This window comes from Thermostichus sp. MS-CIW-26 (genome assembly GCF_054059115.1).
Map to the genome: position 1 here is coordinate 1 of NZ_JBSSBV010000032.1, position 15,604 is coordinate 15,604.

Annotated in this window: 10 protein-coding genes; 1 reads left to right on the top strand and 9 read right to left on the bottom strand. The window is 59.3% G+C overall.

Annotated elements, in window-relative coordinates; all coding sequences use genetic code 11:
- Positions 1-203 precede the first annotated feature (203 nt).
- From ACVWZU_RS10370 to ACVWZU_RS10395, 6 genes are all read right to left on the bottom strand, one after another.
- Positions 204-5,648: a response regulator gene (locus tag ACVWZU_RS10370; protein WP_457442006.1), complete on the bottom strand. Its 5,445-nt coding sequence runs from the start codon at positions 5,646-5,648 to the stop codon at positions 204-206.
- A 191-nt stretch (positions 5,649-5,839) separates the two neighbouring features.
- A complete protein-coding gene (locus tag ACVWZU_RS10375; protein WP_457442007.1) occupies positions 5,840-8,332 on the bottom strand; it encodes a methyl-accepting chemotaxis protein in 2,493 nt (830 codons plus the stop codon).
- 291 nt (positions 8,333-8,623) lie between these two features.
- Complete coding sequence (locus ACVWZU_RS10380; protein ID WP_457440606.1) at positions 8,624-9,142, bottom strand: CheW domain-containing protein; 519 nt, start codon at positions 9,140-9,142, stop codon at positions 8,624-8,626.
- 115 nt (positions 9,143-9,257) lie between these two features.
- Positions 9,258-9,623 (bottom strand): response regulator transcription factor, encoded by a 366-nt coding sequence (locus ACVWZU_RS10385; RefSeq protein WP_011433531.1) that lies wholly within the window; start codon positions 9,621-9,623, stop codon positions 9,258-9,260.
- A complete protein-coding gene (locus ACVWZU_RS10390; protein ID WP_457444759.1) occupies positions 9,620-9,997 on the bottom strand; it encodes a response regulator in 378 nt (125 codons plus the stop codon). Before ACVWZU_RS10390 ends, ACVWZU_RS10385 begins: the two co-directional genes overlap by 4 nt.
- 188 nt (positions 9,998-10,185) lie before the next feature.
- Positions 10,186-11,328 (bottom strand): response regulator, encoded by a 1,143-nt coding sequence (locus tag ACVWZU_RS10395; RefSeq protein WP_457444761.1) that lies wholly within the window; start codon positions 11,326-11,328, stop codon positions 10,186-10,188.
- A 233-nt stretch (positions 11,329-11,561) separates the two neighbouring features.
- Here ACVWZU_RS10395 and ACVWZU_RS10400 point away from each other — a divergent pair, with 233 nt between their 5' ends.
- A complete protein-coding gene (locus ACVWZU_RS10400; protein ID WP_457444763.1) occupies positions 11,562-11,846 on the top strand; it encodes a YggT family protein in 285 nt (94 codons plus the stop codon).
- A gap of 1 nt (position 11,847) precedes the next feature.
- Here ACVWZU_RS10400 and ACVWZU_RS10405 read toward each other — a convergent pair whose 3' ends face one another.
- The 3 genes from ACVWZU_RS10405 to ACVWZU_RS10415 all read right to left on the bottom strand — a co-directional run bounded on the left by ACVWZU_RS10405 (position 11,848) and on the right by ACVWZU_RS10415 (position 15,348).
- Positions 11,848-13,083 carry an RNA-guided endonuclease InsQ/TnpB family protein gene (locus ACVWZU_RS10405; protein WP_457444765.1) on the bottom strand — a complete coding sequence of 412 codons (1,236 nt, stop codon included), beginning with the start codon at positions 13,081-13,083 and terminating at the stop codon, positions 11,848-11,850.
- Positions 13,084-13,183: 100 nt separating this feature from the next.
- The gene (locus ACVWZU_RS10410; RefSeq protein ID WP_457444767.1) at positions 13,184-14,302 is read right to left on the bottom strand and encodes an electron transfer flavoprotein subunit alpha/FixB family protein; all 1,119 of its coding nucleotides are present in this window, start codon (positions 14,300-14,302) and stop codon (positions 13,184-13,186) included.
- A 221-nt stretch (positions 14,303-14,523) separates the two neighbouring features.
- Positions 14,524-15,348 carry an electron transfer flavoprotein subunit beta/FixA family protein gene (locus ACVWZU_RS10415; RefSeq protein ID WP_457444769.1) on the bottom strand — a complete coding sequence of 275 codons (825 nt, stop codon included), beginning with the start codon at positions 15,346-15,348 and terminating at the stop codon, positions 14,524-14,526.
- Positions 15,349-15,604: the final 256 nt, after the last annotated feature.

Genomic DNA, 15,604 nt, shown 5'->3' on the forward strand with positions numbered 1-15,604 from the left:
AATGCCTGTACAAAGGCATCCATCGTCGCGTCCAATTTGGCGGCTTGCGACGGGGACACCTTGAGCTTACAGGATATGGTCAGGACTTGGCTCATGAGTTCATTGTACTTCATCAAAGCGCATTCCTCCCGGCACTGACCCTACGGGTACAGTGCGGGGCTCCTGCGATTTCTAGCTGAACGGGAACCGCACCGCTGTCGCGATTAGGAAGTTGGGTTGGGCGCCAACAACTGTTCTCCCCTCAACATGCGGGCAGCAGCGCTGAGCAGCTCCTCTTCCAGATAGGGCTTGGTGAAGTAGGCAGTTGCTCCCAGCTCCCGTGCTGTTTGCCGGTGCCGTTCTGCCCCCCGCGAGGTGAGCATGGCAACCGGGAGATGCTTGAAGTTGCTGTCTTCCCGCAGGCGGGTGAGCAGTTCTAGGCCGTCCATCCGCGGCATCTCGATGTCGCAGAAGATGAGGTCGCAGGGCAGGCCGCCGCGCAGCTTTTCCCAGGCATCCTGGCCATCCCGCGCCTGTTCCACCCGGTAGCCCACCTTCTGGAAAGACATCGAGAGCAGCTCCCGAACGGTGATCGAGTCGTCCACGATCAACACGGTGGTCTGGCGCACCTCTTCTGGGGTTGGCTCCTCATCCCGGTGATCCAGCCAGAAGCGGTTGAGATCCCGACGGCGACCGTGGGCTATGTCCACCAGCTCGATGATGTCGGCAATCGGCAGCACCCGCCCGTTCCCCAACACCGTTGCCCCAGAAATGCCCAGTGGCTTGGGCACAGGCCCGCGCAGTTGCTTGATCACGATTTCCTGCTCTTCCACGAAGCTGTCCACCTGCAGGGCAACATACTGGCCGGCACTTTGCAGGATGACAATGGGAATAATGCCCTCATCCTGGGTGATGCTGTACACCTCGGAACGGCTGCGGCTGTGGCTGCAGCTGTAGGCCAGCAGATTTGAGAGGGGCTGGAAGGGAAGGCGCTGATCCCGCCAGAGAATCGAGGGCCGCCCCTGCTCATCCGGCTGAACTTCGTCGGCAGGAACATCCAGCATCTCCTCCACGCCATCCAGGGGGAAGGCGATCAGGGCTTTGTCGCTGACACACACCATGGCCTTGGAAATGCTCAGGGTGAGGGGGAGGCGGATGGTAAAGGTGGTTCCTTTGCCCCGCGCAGAATCCACTTGAATGCTGCCGCGCAGATCGGTGATGTTGCGGCGCACCACATCCAAGCCAACCCCCCGCCCGGCCAGATCGTCCACCTCGCTGGCCTCGCGAACGCTGAAGCCAGGGTGGAAGAGAACGTTGAACACTTCGTCTTCGTCGGCTTGCTCCGACAGCAGCCCCAGCCTTTGGGCCTTGGCCTTGACCTTCTCCACCGGGATCCCGGCGCCGTCGTCCGAGACGATGATGATGGTTTGGTTGCCCTGATAGAAGGCCTTGACGGTGATCTTGCCCTCAGGGGGCTTGCCCGCCCGCCGCCGCTCCTCAGGGGTCTCGATCCCGTGTACCAGGGCGTTGTTCACCAGGTGGGTCATGGGGTCATAGAGCTCCTCCAGGATGGCCTTGTCGATGAGCGTGTCACGGCCTTCCACCACCAGGCTGGCCTGCTTGCCCGTTTTGATGGAGAGATCCCGAATGGCGCGGGGCAAGCGGTCGGCAACTTGCGAGAAGGGCACCATGCGCGCCCGGTTCAGGCCCTCTTGCAGTTGGGTGGTTACCTGCCGGAATTGGCGGGTGATCTGCTCGGCCTCATCCACGGCAAACTCGATGTCGGAGGAGGACTCGCGCACCCGCACGATGAGCTCAATGATCTCCTGGGCCAGAGCGTGGAAGGCCGTAAACTGATCCATCTCCAGCTTGTCGAACTCTTGGCCGGAGGAATGACTCCGCCTTCCTCGGCTGGATCCCTCCCCATTTCGACCGAAGCCCACCGTTACCGTGCCGCCATAGGCTGAGCTGCTGCGGCTGGAGAACAAAGCCGATTCCAGCAAGGAGCGGTCATACTGATCCCGCATGCGCTGGCCCAGATCCCCTAGCTGTTGCACACGGCCCAACAGGCCATCCAGAAACTGGCGCAGACGGGTTTGGTTTTGCTCCATGCTGTTGCGGATGACCACCAACTCTCCCACTAGGTTGTTGATGGAGTCGAGGTGGCGCACCTCCACCCGCATCACAGGGTTGCTGAGGGCAGCAGTTCGCCGTGAAGTCGGCCCAGTTGCCGCCGGGGCAGCTGCTGCTGGGGTGGGGGTTGCTGGAGCAGCAGCAGCAACTGGCGGCGAAGGTGCTGGCGCCGCAGCAGGTGCTTGGGCAGGAACCTCGAGATCGCCCAGGAGCGATTCCAGCTGGGCTGCAAAGTCGTCAGCAGCCTCGCCGCTCGCGGCTGCAGGGGATCCCACAAGGGGGGCGATAGCCTTTTCTAGCTCAGGGGTTACCGCCGGCTCGGCAGCGTCGAAGAGGGCGGCCAAATCGTCCAAACGGGGAGCCGGAGCAGCTTCCAGCGCCTCTTCCTCTGGGGTCTCGGCCTCGCCAACAGGAACGGCTAAGGATTCATCCTCTGCAAACAGGCTGGCCAACTGGCTTTCCAGATCGTCCTCCGCAGGCTGGAGGGCATTTTCTTCCTCCAGTGCGGCAACCGGCGGCTCTGGCTCAGACACGGGCACTTCCGCCAGGCTGCTCGCTTGCAAAGCTTCTGTGTCCTCCAGGAAGGTGGCAAGATCCAAGGGGGGTTCTTCTTGGGGCGCTTCCCCTTCTGCAAAGAACTGGCTCAACTCATCCAGATCCACCTGGCTGTCGCTATCCATGGCCGAGAGGGATCCCCTGGCCCCCAGGCTCAGTTCTTCTGGGTCGGATTCCTGGGTGAATAGGGCATCGAGACGGTCGAAGGAGAGCTCGGGGGAAGGGGCGACTGCCTCCTCAGCCGTGGGTTGCAGTTCTGCGAAAGACTCCTCCTGAACCGGGAACAGCTCCTCCAGAAGCGCCCACGCCTGGGCTTCTGCTGTGTCCCCAGCTGCTGATTGGGTCAGGGGGATGGAGTCCCCATCGGACGCCTCCTCGAGGGTCTCGCCGGCGAAGAGATCCCCTAGGCTCAGCTCGGCTCCGAAGTCTGGAATTGGCGATTCCCTCGGCTCATTGGCCATGTCGGGCGACGTGGGGAAGGGTTCGCCGATAAAGAGATCCCCCAGTTGCTCAGCTTCGGCAGCATCAGCCTCAGCGATGTCCAGGGATGGGCCAAAAGAGGGATCCAAAAATACGGAAGGTTCACTTGCTTCCGGCATCGACCAAGCCGGATCGGCTTCTGCCGCAGGGGTGGAAAAAAAGCTCTCCAGGCTGTCTTCGGCAGTATCGAAGGCAGCAGAGTCAGCGAACTCTGAGGATCCCACCTCGTCGGATCCCGACTCTGCCAGATAATCTGCTGGGATGGAAAAATCCTCTAGCTGGATATCTGCGGGAAATTCAGCCCAAAGGTCTGCTGCGATTTCCCCGTCCTCAAGGGCTTCCTGAAGGGGTGGGGACGGTTCAGCCGCCCAAGGATCGGCCTCCGGCTCACCAGCGGGAACGGCCTCAAAGTCCGGAAGCTGAGACCCTTCCTGCCGGAAAGCACTCTCTACGGGAAGTTCCTCCAGCTCAAATAGGGCCTCTACCCCGGCACTTGCGGCTTCGTCTGGGACAAAGCCGGATCCCTCGCCCATTTCCGCAGCAACGCTCTGGGCAGTCGGCTCCTGTTCAGCATCCCAGGCAGGCTCAGCAGAGACAAACCCCTCTGCCCCTTCACCCACCACTTCGGCAAACAGCTCCGCCAGATCGGCCTCAGCTCTCTCCTCATCCAACCTTGGGCTCAGATCCTCAAAGGTCTGCAAGAGGGGCTCAGGAGAGGAGGGGATCAGCTCCGTTGGGAATTCTTCAATATCGGATAGCGCTTCTGCGTTGGCAAACAGCTCGTCAAAGGCTGAGGTGGCTTCTTCCTCCAGATCCAAGGGAGTGGCATAGAGCTCCGCTCCGCTAACGCGACCGAAGTCGTCCGCAACAGAGGCCAAGTCAGCTCCCTGCCCGTCCTCTTCTGGGCTTTCTGCCGGCACGGCAGCTGTCCTCCAGTCTTCCTCCCAAGCCGCTTCGGCTCGGATCCCTGGCCAACTCAGATCCAGATCCCCCTCTTCCGCGGGAGCAGATCGGTGCTCTGAATCTGTTCCCGCCAGCGGGACGGAGTCCTCAGCAGTGCCCACTTCCCATAGGGATGAGAGCTGTTCCGCCGCCAGATCTCCGCTTGCCTCTGCGCTCTCCTGCTCCGGCGACAGGGCAGCTCCGGGCTCATCCTCTTGAAAGGATGTCTCAGCGAGGGTTACCGCTTCCCAGCTCAGATCGGGGGTAGCGCTTTCCTCCGCAGGGATCCCAGCAGCCGCAGCCCAATCCTCTGGGGCACCCCCAGGTTCTGGGAATGACGGCTCTGCCTCAGACCCCCAAGCCAGACCAAGGTCGAAGGGCTCAGGGACTTCTGGCTCTTCAGGGGCTGCCGGAACAGGGCGGAAAGCCAGCAACTCAGCCGAGGGTCGGATGGCGTTTGCCGCTCCGCCGGCCAGAGCCTGGTGGGCTTGCTTCAGATCTCGCAGCACCGGCAGGGCCAACTGCCGCAAATCCTGGCTGGGATCCGCCAAAATCTCGCCGATCAAGCGGGTCAAATCTGTCCAGCCTCCCAGTTCCAGAGCCGAAGATTGCCCCAAATCCTGCAAAGATTGGGCCAGAGCTTGCAGAGCCGGTCGAGTGGCCGGGTCGTCAGGACGTTTGAACAGCTCCAGCATCTGGCGCAGCAGGGCCGGGATCTGCTGATGCACCACCACCTCAAGAGGATCCGGTGGGGCAGGAGGGGCAGCAGGGCGAGCCAATTGTTGCAATTCTGAAGAAGGGGCAACCTGCTCGGCCTTGCCGTCTAGGATGAGCTGCTGCCCTTGCTTCAAATCCCGCAAGGCAACCAAAGCCAAAGTTCGCAGGTCGGCATCGGGGTTGCCCAGGGCTTGCTCGAAGGTTTCCGTCAACTGTTGCCAGCCCGCCAGATGATGGACTTGCCCGATCTCCTTGAGAACGGCATTCGCCGCTGCCAAGCGCTCTCGGACATCTGGCTGATCCCGTTGTTTAAACAGCTCCAGCATCTGGCGCAACTGCTGCGGCACCACCTCCGCCATGTCCTGCTGCAGGGTGCGAACCGCCGGCGGCGAGACGGGAGCTGAGACAGGGCCCTCGCCGAGAAGATTTTGAATGTGCCTTTCGGTCTCTTGAAAAACCGGCTCCAGTTCCGCCAGGGTGGTGTTGCTGACTTCTTGGGTGAGGCCGCGGGGGCTCTGCAGCTCCTCCAACAACATCGAAAGCCCATCAAAGGCCCGCAGCAGCAGGGTTTCCAGGTACTGGTCGACAGGCACTCCGCCTGGACGGGAGCGAAAGATGTTGAAAAAATCTTCCATGCGGTGGGCCGTCCGTTGGATGCTGGTGAGGCCCAGCATGGCAGCTCCCCCCTTGATGGAGTGAGCAGCTCGAAACAGCTCGTTGATCAGCTCGGGATCGCTCATGCTGTCCCGCAGGCTGAGGAGCACTTGTTCGATTGTTGCCAAGTGGTCGCGGGCTTCTTCGATGAAATAACTGAGGATCCGCTTCTGTGCTTCTTCATTCATGGCAGGAGGCCCTTCCTACAGCCCACAGGTATGCATCAGTAATAGCAGACCGGACAGATTGAGGCTCGCCTGAGCGAAGAGTCCGGCCAAAAGTCGGAACAGGGGGATCCCAGTGGCATTTGCTAAGGATCGATAACGTCTCCTGCATGGGGATCCTTGTCCCTAGAATGCCCTCAAAACAGCAGATTTGCTCATTCATCCCCAACCCGGAAGCGACCGACAGAAGTTTGCAACTCGCGGGCGATGCTCACCAACTGTTGGAGCGAAGCTGCCACCTTCTGCGCCTCCTTAGAGGTCTCGTTGGCGGTCAACTCCACCGATTGCATCACCTGCGCCACAGAGCGAGAGGTTTCCGTTTGTTGCACGGTGGCCTGAAAGATCGCCCGCACCAACTCGTCGATCCGGCGACTGACCTCGATAATCTCGTCCAGGCTGTTCTTGGCCTGCTCGGCCCGCCGCGTCCCCTCGATCACCAGTTGGGTGCCTTCTTCCATAGCCGTCATCACGTTGCCGGTTTCCGATTGAATCTGCAACACGATCTGCTCGATCTCCTTCGAGGCTTTGGCAGCTCGGTCGGCCAGTTGTCGCACCTCATCGGCCACGATGGCAAAGCCCCGTCCCGATTCCCCGGCTCGTGCCGCCTCGATGCTGGCGTTGAGGGCAAGCAGGTTGGTGCGCGAGGCAATTTGAGAGATCAAAGCCACAATTTTGGAAATTTCCTGCGAGGATTCCGCCAATCGCTTCACTTTGCGGGTGGTTTCTGCCACGGTTTCGCGAATTTCCAGGATGCCACTTACCGTGCGATCCACAGCTTCTTCACCCCGAGCGGCTGCTTCTGTGGCTTGGGCAGTCACGTTGGCCGCTTCGCGGGCGTTGCTGGCCACCTCTTGAATGGAGTCCGTCATCTCCTGAATGGAGTTGAGGGAGTTGGAAATCTCCTCCGCCTGGCGCAAGGCGTCGGCAGAGAGGCTGCGGGCAAAGTCCTCGTTCTGCAAGGCGGCATTGTTCACGGCGGCGGCGGCCCGCTTCACCTGGCTGACAATGTCTCGCAGACTGCGAATGGTCAGGTTAAAGGAGTCGGCCACAGCCCCCAGCACGTCGGCAGTCACCTCTGCCCGCACCGTCAGGTCTCCACGGGCAGCCCCTTCCACGTCGTCCAGCAGGCGAATCACCTGGCGCTGTAGGTCTTCCTTAGCTTGCCCTTGCTCGGCAGCCCGCTGGCTCAGTTCGGCGAAGTTGGCTTCAAGGGCAGCCGCCATCTGGTTAAAGCTGTCGGCCAAGCGCCCCAGCTCATCGTGGGTGTTGGCTGTGGCTCGTACTGAATAATTCCCCTGGGCCAAGGCGGCAAAGTGGCCGGCCAGCTCTTGGGCGGTGGAGCGAATTTGTTTGGCACTGCTGGCCCCGAGGATAACCCCTGCTCCTGTGCCGATCAGCCCGCCTCCAATCACCCCGGCAATCAAGCGAGCTCCCCCATTGGCCTGGATCCCAAGGCCAATCGCCAAGCCGGCAGCCAAACTCACAGCTCCTTGGATAAGCGCTATGGCCAATTGCCGATCCCCAATCGGTCGGTTGGCGATCCCAGCAGAGGTTCTTGCCCCTTGTTCACCTACACTAAGAATAGGGAGGGAGGCCGTGGGCAGCAGAACTTGGGCCGCTCCGCTGCCGGTCTCCGCCATTGGGCTCATCCCCCCAATCGCCCCCTCATCTGGGCGGAAGGCCCCCACCGGCTCGCCGCCATCCATGCCGGCAAGTTCGCGATCCAGGCTGTCTAGCTCGTCAAGCTCGAAGAGGGCAGAGCCGGGACTGGCAGTATCTTCGTCGGGAGCAGGGATCGGCTCACTCATGGGGGCAGCCAATTCGGTCGGCAGGCTTTCTTCCAGGGATCCCCCCTCCTCTTCCTCAAAACCAGGCAGGGAGAAGCCCATCTCATCGGGAAAATCGGCATCGCCGGCCAACTGCGTAATGGAGTCGAAGTCGCCTTCTAGGGCTTCCAGATGCTCTCGATCGAACTCGTTGAGGAAGGCAAAGTCATCTTCGACCACCGGATCGGTTTGAGGCCCGCCCTCTTCCGAGCCTACCCGTCGCGAGGTGGCCGGTGGTGTTACCCGAGAATGGGTCGGCATCGGGTGAGATAAACCCAGCGGATCAGCCTCCGGCATTTGCAGCCCGGTCTCCAAGGGATCCCTGAATCTCTCTTCCCCCATGAAATCGCTGCCAAGGCTGTCTGCCTCCAGTGGAAAGGGATCCTGAGCAAAGGGATCCGCCTCCTCTTCCCCCATCTCCTCGAACTGCAAGAAGGGATCGGGAGCAGAGAAAGCCTCTTCCGAAAAGGCATCCGACCCAGGTGCAAACTCATCTGGAGAGCGAAACTCGTCCGCTTCTGGGGAATCGGGAAGATCCGCCAGCTCCGGTGCCATTTGCAACAGCTCTTCTAGACCCTTCCGGGCCGACTCCAGCTCATCGGGATCACTGGCTGTTTGTAAAATGGTGTTGTAGGTTTGGCGAGCTTCCAACAACTGCCCAGCTTGTTTTTGTGCCAAAGCCAGCAGCAGCTTGACAGCAGTATCTTGCGGTTCAGCAGCGGCCACTTGGTTGAACAACCGCACCGCCCGGACGTAGTCTCCCTGCCAAAAGGCGGCCATCGCATCGGTGTAGTCTCTCTGACTGTTCGCGCTCGGAACCATGGATCCTCCCTTCACTGCTTGCCTACCTCTGTTCACGCGTCAACACAGATGCAAACGGAACGCCCCCAACACCTCAAAACCCCATGGATGCAGGCTATCCCCCCTTTTCCACATTCAGTCAAGCAAGAGTGGGCCTTTCTGCCGCCGTCTCAGGGCTTACCCTCAACAGCCTCGACACGCATCGGTAGGGGATAGATTTGGTCCAACTTTCCCCATTGTGGCTGGAGTTAGCTTGGATCTTTGATAGGAACTATACACTTTCCTCCCGCTGAGCTCCCAGGGGGCCGTCTGTCAACCCCAACGATTGGATCGCAGGATGGCCGACTGATCCAGCAATGGCAAGCGCGATCCCGTTCCGGGCACCACCCATTCCCCTCGCAAAAAAGGAGCCATGGACTCAGGAGCCGTGAGGGCAGGCCGCACCAATTCAGTCTTCAGCCACTCCATGCCTACAATTAAATCCACAGCCAAGCCCATGAGCAAATCCTGTTGATCCATCACGGCCACCACAGGAATCTCGGCTCGGTCGATGTTCAGGGGCGGGCTGATCCCCAAAAATTGCCCCAGGTCTGCAACCCAGATGATCTCGCCCCGCAAATTCAGCGTGCCCAGCAAAACTGGGGCCACATTGGGCATGGGGGTGATTTTCTCTGGGCCAATGCTCACCACCTCCACAACCGATACCGCTGGCAGCGCAAATTCCTCCCCGGTGGCAATCTTGAACTTTAGGAATAGCTCACCTTCGGGAGCCTCCATCTCCCGCAACTCTTGGGTCTCATCCCCCATCAATAAATCCAGATCCCCCAGCATGATGCTCCCCCGCATGGATAGTCTTGTGGACTGTTGATCCCGCCCCCCTCCCTGCTTAAAACGCAGAGTCGTTCTCAGGACCTACCGAAAGGCGTGGAAGCAGAAGGGGCAGCTCTCAGCCTCTCAGTAATTGCTTAATCGTACCCACCAGTTCCTGGGGCTGGAAAGGCTTGGCAATGTAGGCATCCGCTCCCTGGCGGATCCCCCAGTAGCGGTCAAATTCTTCGCCCTTGGAAGAACACATGACGATGGGCGTTTTTTGGGTGAGAGGGTCGGCCTTGAGAAGACGGCACACCTCATAGCCGTTCATGCGCGGCATGACGATGTCCAGCACGATCAGGTCGGGTTTGTTTTGCTTCACCGCCTCTACGGCCTCCACCCCGTCTTCCACAGTCATCACCTCGAAGCCGTTTTCCTGCAGCAGCTTGCTGATCATCTCCCGCTGGGATTGGCTGTCTTCCACCACCAAAACGCGACTCATTTCCGATTCATCTCCTGCAATTGATGTTTGATGGTCGCCAGGAGCTCTTGGGGCTTAAAGGGCTTGGTTACATAGGCATCCGCCTGGTTGCGCCTGGCCCACTCGATATCAAAGGTCTGGTCTTTGGTGGAACACATGACGATGCGAATGTGTTTGGTACTTTCATCCCCCTTCACTTCCCGGCATACCTCGTAGCCGTTCATGCGCGGCATGACAATATCCAGCACCACCACATCAGGCTTCTGCTGACGAATGAGCTCCATCGCCTCTACGCCGTCTGTTGCTGTGGAGACTTCCAAACCGTTCTCGGAAAGCAAGCTGGAAATGGTCTCCAGGTAGGTACGGTTGTCATCCACCACCAGCACTTTGCTCATCGCCGTCTTGCTCCTTTTGCACTCCCGCGCAACCGTCGGGCTGCTTTGACTGAGGTTTGCTCTTGTAACCTCACCTGGCTCCCTGGCTCCGGGCCGGCCATGCTACCCCTATTGTTTCGGTGAGGCCACTCTTCTGTCCAGTACTTCGCCTATAGTCTTCTGTGCCAACATTTTGGCTACCCCAACGCTTATTCGCCACCGCCCCGTTTGGGGGGAGGGCCCACGTAGGATTCGACAATGGTCAACAACTCCTTTTCCGCAAAGGGTTTGCTCAAAAATTCGTTCGCTCCGGCCATGCGGGCCTTAATCCGGTCGGTAAAACCATCCTTGCCGGTCAGCATGATCATGGGGGTTTCGCGGAACTGGCTGGATTTGCGCAACATGGCGCACAGCTCATACCCATCCAACTTGGGCATGGCCACATCGCAGAGAATCATGTCGGGGTTGAGAAGAAACACCTGTCCCAGCGCTTTGAGAGGATTGCCGATGGTGGTAACCTGGTAGCCCTCGTTTTGCAGGATGAACTCTACGGTTTTTTGGATGGCCATGGAGTCGTCGATGCAAAGGATGTGGCTGGGCTTATCGCTGGGTTTGAGGGGACGGCTGGGCTTGGGCTCCGCGATCAAGACGGGCTCGGACAGTTGAATGGCCCCTTGGCGGACGTAGGGATAGATGGCCTTGGCCACTGTGAGGGTGTCTCGACCCAGGTAGCGACCCATCTGGCGAATGCTGGTTTTGCCGTCTGACCACTCGCTCAGGGCTTTGAAGACGGGGGCGGGCAGGTTTTGCTGGAGCGGCAGGGGGTTGACGATGGTGGGAGCTTGGTTGGGAGCTTGGATGTAGGGGTGCAGCTTTTTCCACTCCTGCACTTGGGCTACGATCTCGGTGAGCAGGGGGGTAACGGGGAAGGTGGTCAATTGAGGGGCCAGGGGGGATCCGGCCTCAAAAATGAAGGAACCCTGGTGGAGGCTGAGCAGGTCGAAGAGGACTTCCCGCACCATGCCCAGCAGGATTTGCTTGCCCTGGTTGGGGTTGAGCTTGTGGCTTTCCAGCAAAGACCAGAGGCGGTTGTATTCGGGGGCGTTGACCGCGGCTTTGTGGGGAATTTGAATTTCCTCCAGGGCGGCTTCCAGCTTGAAGCGGTGCAGATAGTCTCTGAGGCGGGCAATGTTCCCTTCCGTTTCAGAGGCGTAGATAATCCGCCCATTCAGGAAGAAGACAAACCAGTAGACAGAGGGGCTGGCCTCTACAAAAAGCTCACCGGTGCGCTGGCCCAGCTCGATGAGCTGAAGGATGCTGCGGATATCGATCTCTTGTAGTTTTCCTTGCATGGGATCCCTGCCTGCAGTCCAGCAAGATACGTCCATTATGACGCTAGTCTTTAACTGTTGCTGCCCCGCCGGTAAGGCCATCTTCGGGAAGAGGGTTAAAGTTTAAAAAAGTTGGGGTTTGACTTGGGCCGAGCGCCTGCATTCCCCGAGGTATCTCTGGACTCCAGCAGACCCTCCCAATTAGAGCAGAATGGAGAGAACTGCCACCAGTAAACCTGTTCTTTGAGTAACCTATGCTGCCAATTCTCACCTCTTGGGTGCTTGGCCCACTGTTGGCGCTCTACACCCTCCTGTTTGTGCTACGCATCTTTCTGTCGTGGTATCCGCAACTGGATACTTCTCGGTTGCCCTACTCGTTGGTGGTCGGCCTGACGGAGTTTCTGTTGCGCCCGACCCGTCGCCTGATCCCGCCTCTGGGAGGTGTGGACATGGCCCCTGTGGTTTGGGTGGGCCTGGTTACCCTGTTGCGGGAGGTGTTGCTGGGGCAGCAGGGGCTGCTGACAATGGCCCTGCAGTAAACTACCCGACACCGACCGCTAAAGCGGTACGGAGCAGGCTTTCAGTAGCCCTGAGCCTGCTCTGCCCTACCAGAGAACAAAACAAGCCCGAACCTCTAGGCTGGTTTACAGCAGCCCCCAAAAGCGCAATCACATTCGCACCATTCAAATCCGCATCCCCTTCCCATCCACAGTGTCCACACTTAAACTTCTTTCCACTGCGATAGGATTGCGCAGGGTCGGGATGAATGTGCAAACACCGGTGGCAGGTCTGCGACGTGTAGGCAGGCGGAACAAGAATCAGAGCAACCCCCGCACGCAGAGCCTTGTACTCCAAAAATTGACGGAGTTGATAAAACGCCCAACTATTTGCCCGCCTACGCTCTGTCTTGCTGCGTGGCTGTTGATTGACCCTTTCCCGAATCCCTGTCAAGTCTTCCAGAGCAAGAGCGCTGTTTGTCGCCTTTGCCCTAGAGACAATAGCTTTGGAGATGCGATGATTGACCCACGCCTGAAAGCGCCTCTCCTTGCCAGACAGCCGTTGCAACAGTTCTCTGCATCTGCGCCGCGAACTGCGGGTGCCCTTACTGGCTTTGCGTTGGAGTGCCGCCCTCAGCTTGGAGTAGTGGTCTCGGATTCGGTTCAACTGCTGTCCATTCCAGTTATCCCCTTCTGACGTATGAGCAATATCCGTCCTGCCCAAATCCACGCCCAGCACTCTACCCGTGCGTTGCGGTGGGGATGGCTCCGCTTCCACACAGATCTGAATAGAGTAGGAACCGTCTTTGCGCTTGACCAGAGTGGCAGATTTGGGATTGGAGCCTGCCAACTGTTCTCTCTGGTAGCGGCCAATCGCCAGCTCAAAGCGCTCCCGACCCTCCACCGTGGTCAGCGACACCGTCCAGTCTTTCTCGCGGAACGAAAAGATACGGGCATCGTAGGTCGCAAAGCCTCTCTTGAACGCTTTGACCGGACGGTTTTTCTGTTGGGCAACTTTACGGGCACCGGCCAGCCGTCTGCAGACCTGCTGGTCGCGTAAGCGGGACGTAGTCCTTGCCAAGTTACTGGATAAGCCGAACCGGGCACGGATTTCGCGGTAGCACAGAGACTGGAGCTTAACGGCGTTGGCGACTTTCTCGGGTGTGTTTTGGTTGACCCAGTTCAAGGCTTGGCCAAAAGCCTCCAAAGTCGCGTCCAATTTGGCGGCTTGCGACTGGGACGCCTTGAGCTTGCAGGAGACGGTCAGGACTTGGGTCATGGTTCTATCATAACTTCCGCATTCCTCCCGACACTGACCCTACGGGTACAGTGCGGGGCTCCTGCGATTTCTAGCTGAGAGCGTTTTTGCCAACCATCTCTTATCGACTCTGCAAAATTGGGATCCGCTCGCCGAGGCTCTGGAAAGGCTGGCCCTCGGCGCCTTCTCGGAGCTCCTCCTGTCTCTGTCGCAGTTGCCGGATCAGCTCCGGCACCACCTGGTAGAGATCCCCGACAATGCCGTAGTGGGCAAATTTGAAGATAGGAGCGGCGCTGTCTTTGTTGATGGCAATGATCGTCTGGGATTTGTCCATGCCCACGCGATGTTGAATGGCCCCAGAAATGCCGCAGGCGATGTAGAGCTGGGGGCGGACGGTCTTGCCGGTTTGGCCCACCTGGTGGGCATAGGGGATCCACCCAGAATCCACGGCCTTGCGGGAGGAGCCGACGGCGCTGTTGGGGAAACAAGCGGCCAACTCCTTCAACAGCTCAAATCCCTCTGGGGATCCCAGCCCGTAGCCGCCGGAAACGATCACCTTGGCGCGGGTGAGATCTACCGCCTGGGACAGGTTGCGCACCGTTTCCACAATCTGCAGGCGCAGATCGCCGGGATCCAAGTTGACCGGCACCGGGATCACTTCCCCCTGGCGGGATCTGTCCCAGGGCAGGGGCACCATCACCCCTGGTCGTACTGTGGCCATTTGCGGGTTTTTCCAGGGGCCAAGGATGCGAGCCTTGAGAGATTCGCCGAAGCTGGGCCGGATGGCATAAAGGCAGTCGGGGAAGAAGCCGGACTTGCTGGGATCTTTGCTGTTGGTGTACTCGAAGGGGCCAATGTCCAGCTCGGTGCAGTCAGCGGTCAGGCCGGTCTCCAGGTGGGCGGCCAAGCGGGGGGCCAGATCTCGCCCGGTGGTGGTGGATCCCAGCAGGATGGTGTGGGGTGGTTGGGGCCAGCTTTTGATCAAGTCTGTAATCACCCGGCGGTAGGGCAGGGTGCGGTATTCGGCCAACTCGGGGTGATCGGCGATGAAGACTTGATCTGCCCCGTGGCCGATCAGAATTGGGGGCAAGTGGGCAATGTTGTATCCAAGCACAAGAGCGCTCAAGGTGGCTCCCAGCTTATCGGCCAGCCGCCGCCCGGCCCCCAACAACTCTAAGCCAATGGGCTGCAGTTCCCCGTTCACCTGCTCGGCGAAGACCACTATCCGCTTGCGATCCATAGAACCGTGACTCCTAAGTTGAGATCGGGATTGAATCGGGTCGAGGGCAATCTTGGGTGTTGCAATTGCGACGAGGTCAGCAGAGTCTTTCTGAGTTAACTTTTCACTGCCCAAAACCGGGAGCTTTCGCCGGCTAGCCACCCTGGGATCGATAGATGAGACGATGAGGATTGAAAGGTGATGGAGATAAGAATTGGCCAGAGGGATGCAAGGCAGAAGATCTAGGAAGTTGCCGCGTAGCGGAAGAGGTCAACGGCCTGAGTTAGTTGGTTGACCAGTTGGGGGACGGACTGCCCTTGAAAGATCTGACAGTTGCCGCCAATTTCCCCCACTTTTTCGGTGGCAGCCACGATGGTTGGGGATCCCTTGAGACCGCAGCGCTCCGGGTCTGCCTCCACATCGTCCAAGTTGAGGATCTGGATCGCCTCGGCCCGTGCCGCCTCATCCCGCATCAGCCGCTGCACCCGCTGCACACCCCGTAGGGTGGGGTAGGCCAAACGCCGAGCGGAATTGGCCACCGTGATCAAAACCGGCAGGGGCACCATCACGATCTGGGATCCCCCTTCAATGGCCCGCCGCGCCACCAGGATCCCATCCTGAATCTCGAAGGCTTCGCAATAGGTGACCTGAGGGATCCCCAACCGCTCCGCCAACTGCGGCCCCACCTGGGCCGTATCGCCGTCGGTGGTCTGGAGCCCACAGAAGATCACATCAGGCCGGCCAGCATAGCGAACCGTCTGGGCCAGGGTATAGGCAGTGGCTAGGGTATCGGAAGCGGCCAAGCGGCGGTCGGTCATCAAAATACCCCGATCCACCCCGTGGGCAATGGCCTCGTAGAGCACCTCAATGGCCGGGGGTGGCCCCATTGTGATTGCCGTTACCCTTGCCCCGTGTTGCCGTTTGGTTTGCAGAGCTGCTTCCAGTGCATAGCGATCAAAAGGGTTTAACATCCGCTTGGCCTTGGCGCGATCGATCGTGCCGTCACTGTTGATGCCGGCCTTGGCGTTTTGATCGGGAACTTGCTTAATCAGAACAAAAGTTTCCAAGGGCCTAAACTCCCTAGTGATCCCCTCCAGGTTAAAAGGGATCCCTGAGCACCACAAACTTATTCAGCTTTTTTTCGGGATCGGAAAAGCTATCTCGACTTCAAGCACCCCTAAGCTACTCTTCCCAATACATCTGTTTCTCAGGTTTGATTTCATTGACATGCTCCCCATGCCCAAAGGCAGGGGCCTTACGGCGTTCTTGGGTAACCCTAAACAAAGTTCGAGACACTCCCCTACTGCTCCATGCCGCTTCCGG

Coding starts and splice junctions, on each gene's coding strand:
- ACVWZU_RS10380 (WP_457440606.1), bottom strand. CDS start 9,142: ATGCTGGGGGATCTGGATTTATTGATGGGGGATGAGACCCAAGAGTTG.
- ACVWZU_RS10410 (WP_457444767.1), bottom strand. CDS start 14,302: ATGGATCGCAAGCGGATAGTGGTCTTCGCCGAGCAGGTGAACGGGGAA.
- ACVWZU_RS10390 (WP_457444759.1), bottom strand. CDS start 9,997: ATGAGCAAAGTGCTGGTGGTGGATGACAACCGTACCTACCTGGAGACC.
- ACVWZU_RS10385 (WP_011433531.1), bottom strand. CDS start 9,623: ATGAGTCGCGTTTTGGTGGTGGAAGACAGCCAATCCCAGCGGGAGATG.
- ACVWZU_RS10405 (WP_457444765.1), bottom strand. CDS start 13,083: ATGACCCAAGTCCTGACCGTCTCCTGCAAGCTCAAGGCGTCCCAGTCG.
- ACVWZU_RS10370 (WP_457442006.1), bottom strand. CDS start 5,648: ATGAATGAAGAAGCACAGAAGCGGATCCTCAGTTATTTCATCGAAGAA.
- ACVWZU_RS10375 (WP_457442007.1), bottom strand. CDS start 8,332: ATGGTTCCGAGCGCGAACAGTCAGAGAGACTACACCGATGCGATGGCC.
- ACVWZU_RS10395 (WP_457444761.1), bottom strand. CDS start 11,328: ATGCAAGGAAAACTACAAGAGATCGATATCCGCAGCATCCTTCAGCTC.
- ACVWZU_RS10400 (WP_457444763.1), top strand. CDS start 11,562: ATGCTGCCAATTCTCACCTCTTGGGTGCTTGGCCCACTGTTGGCGCTC.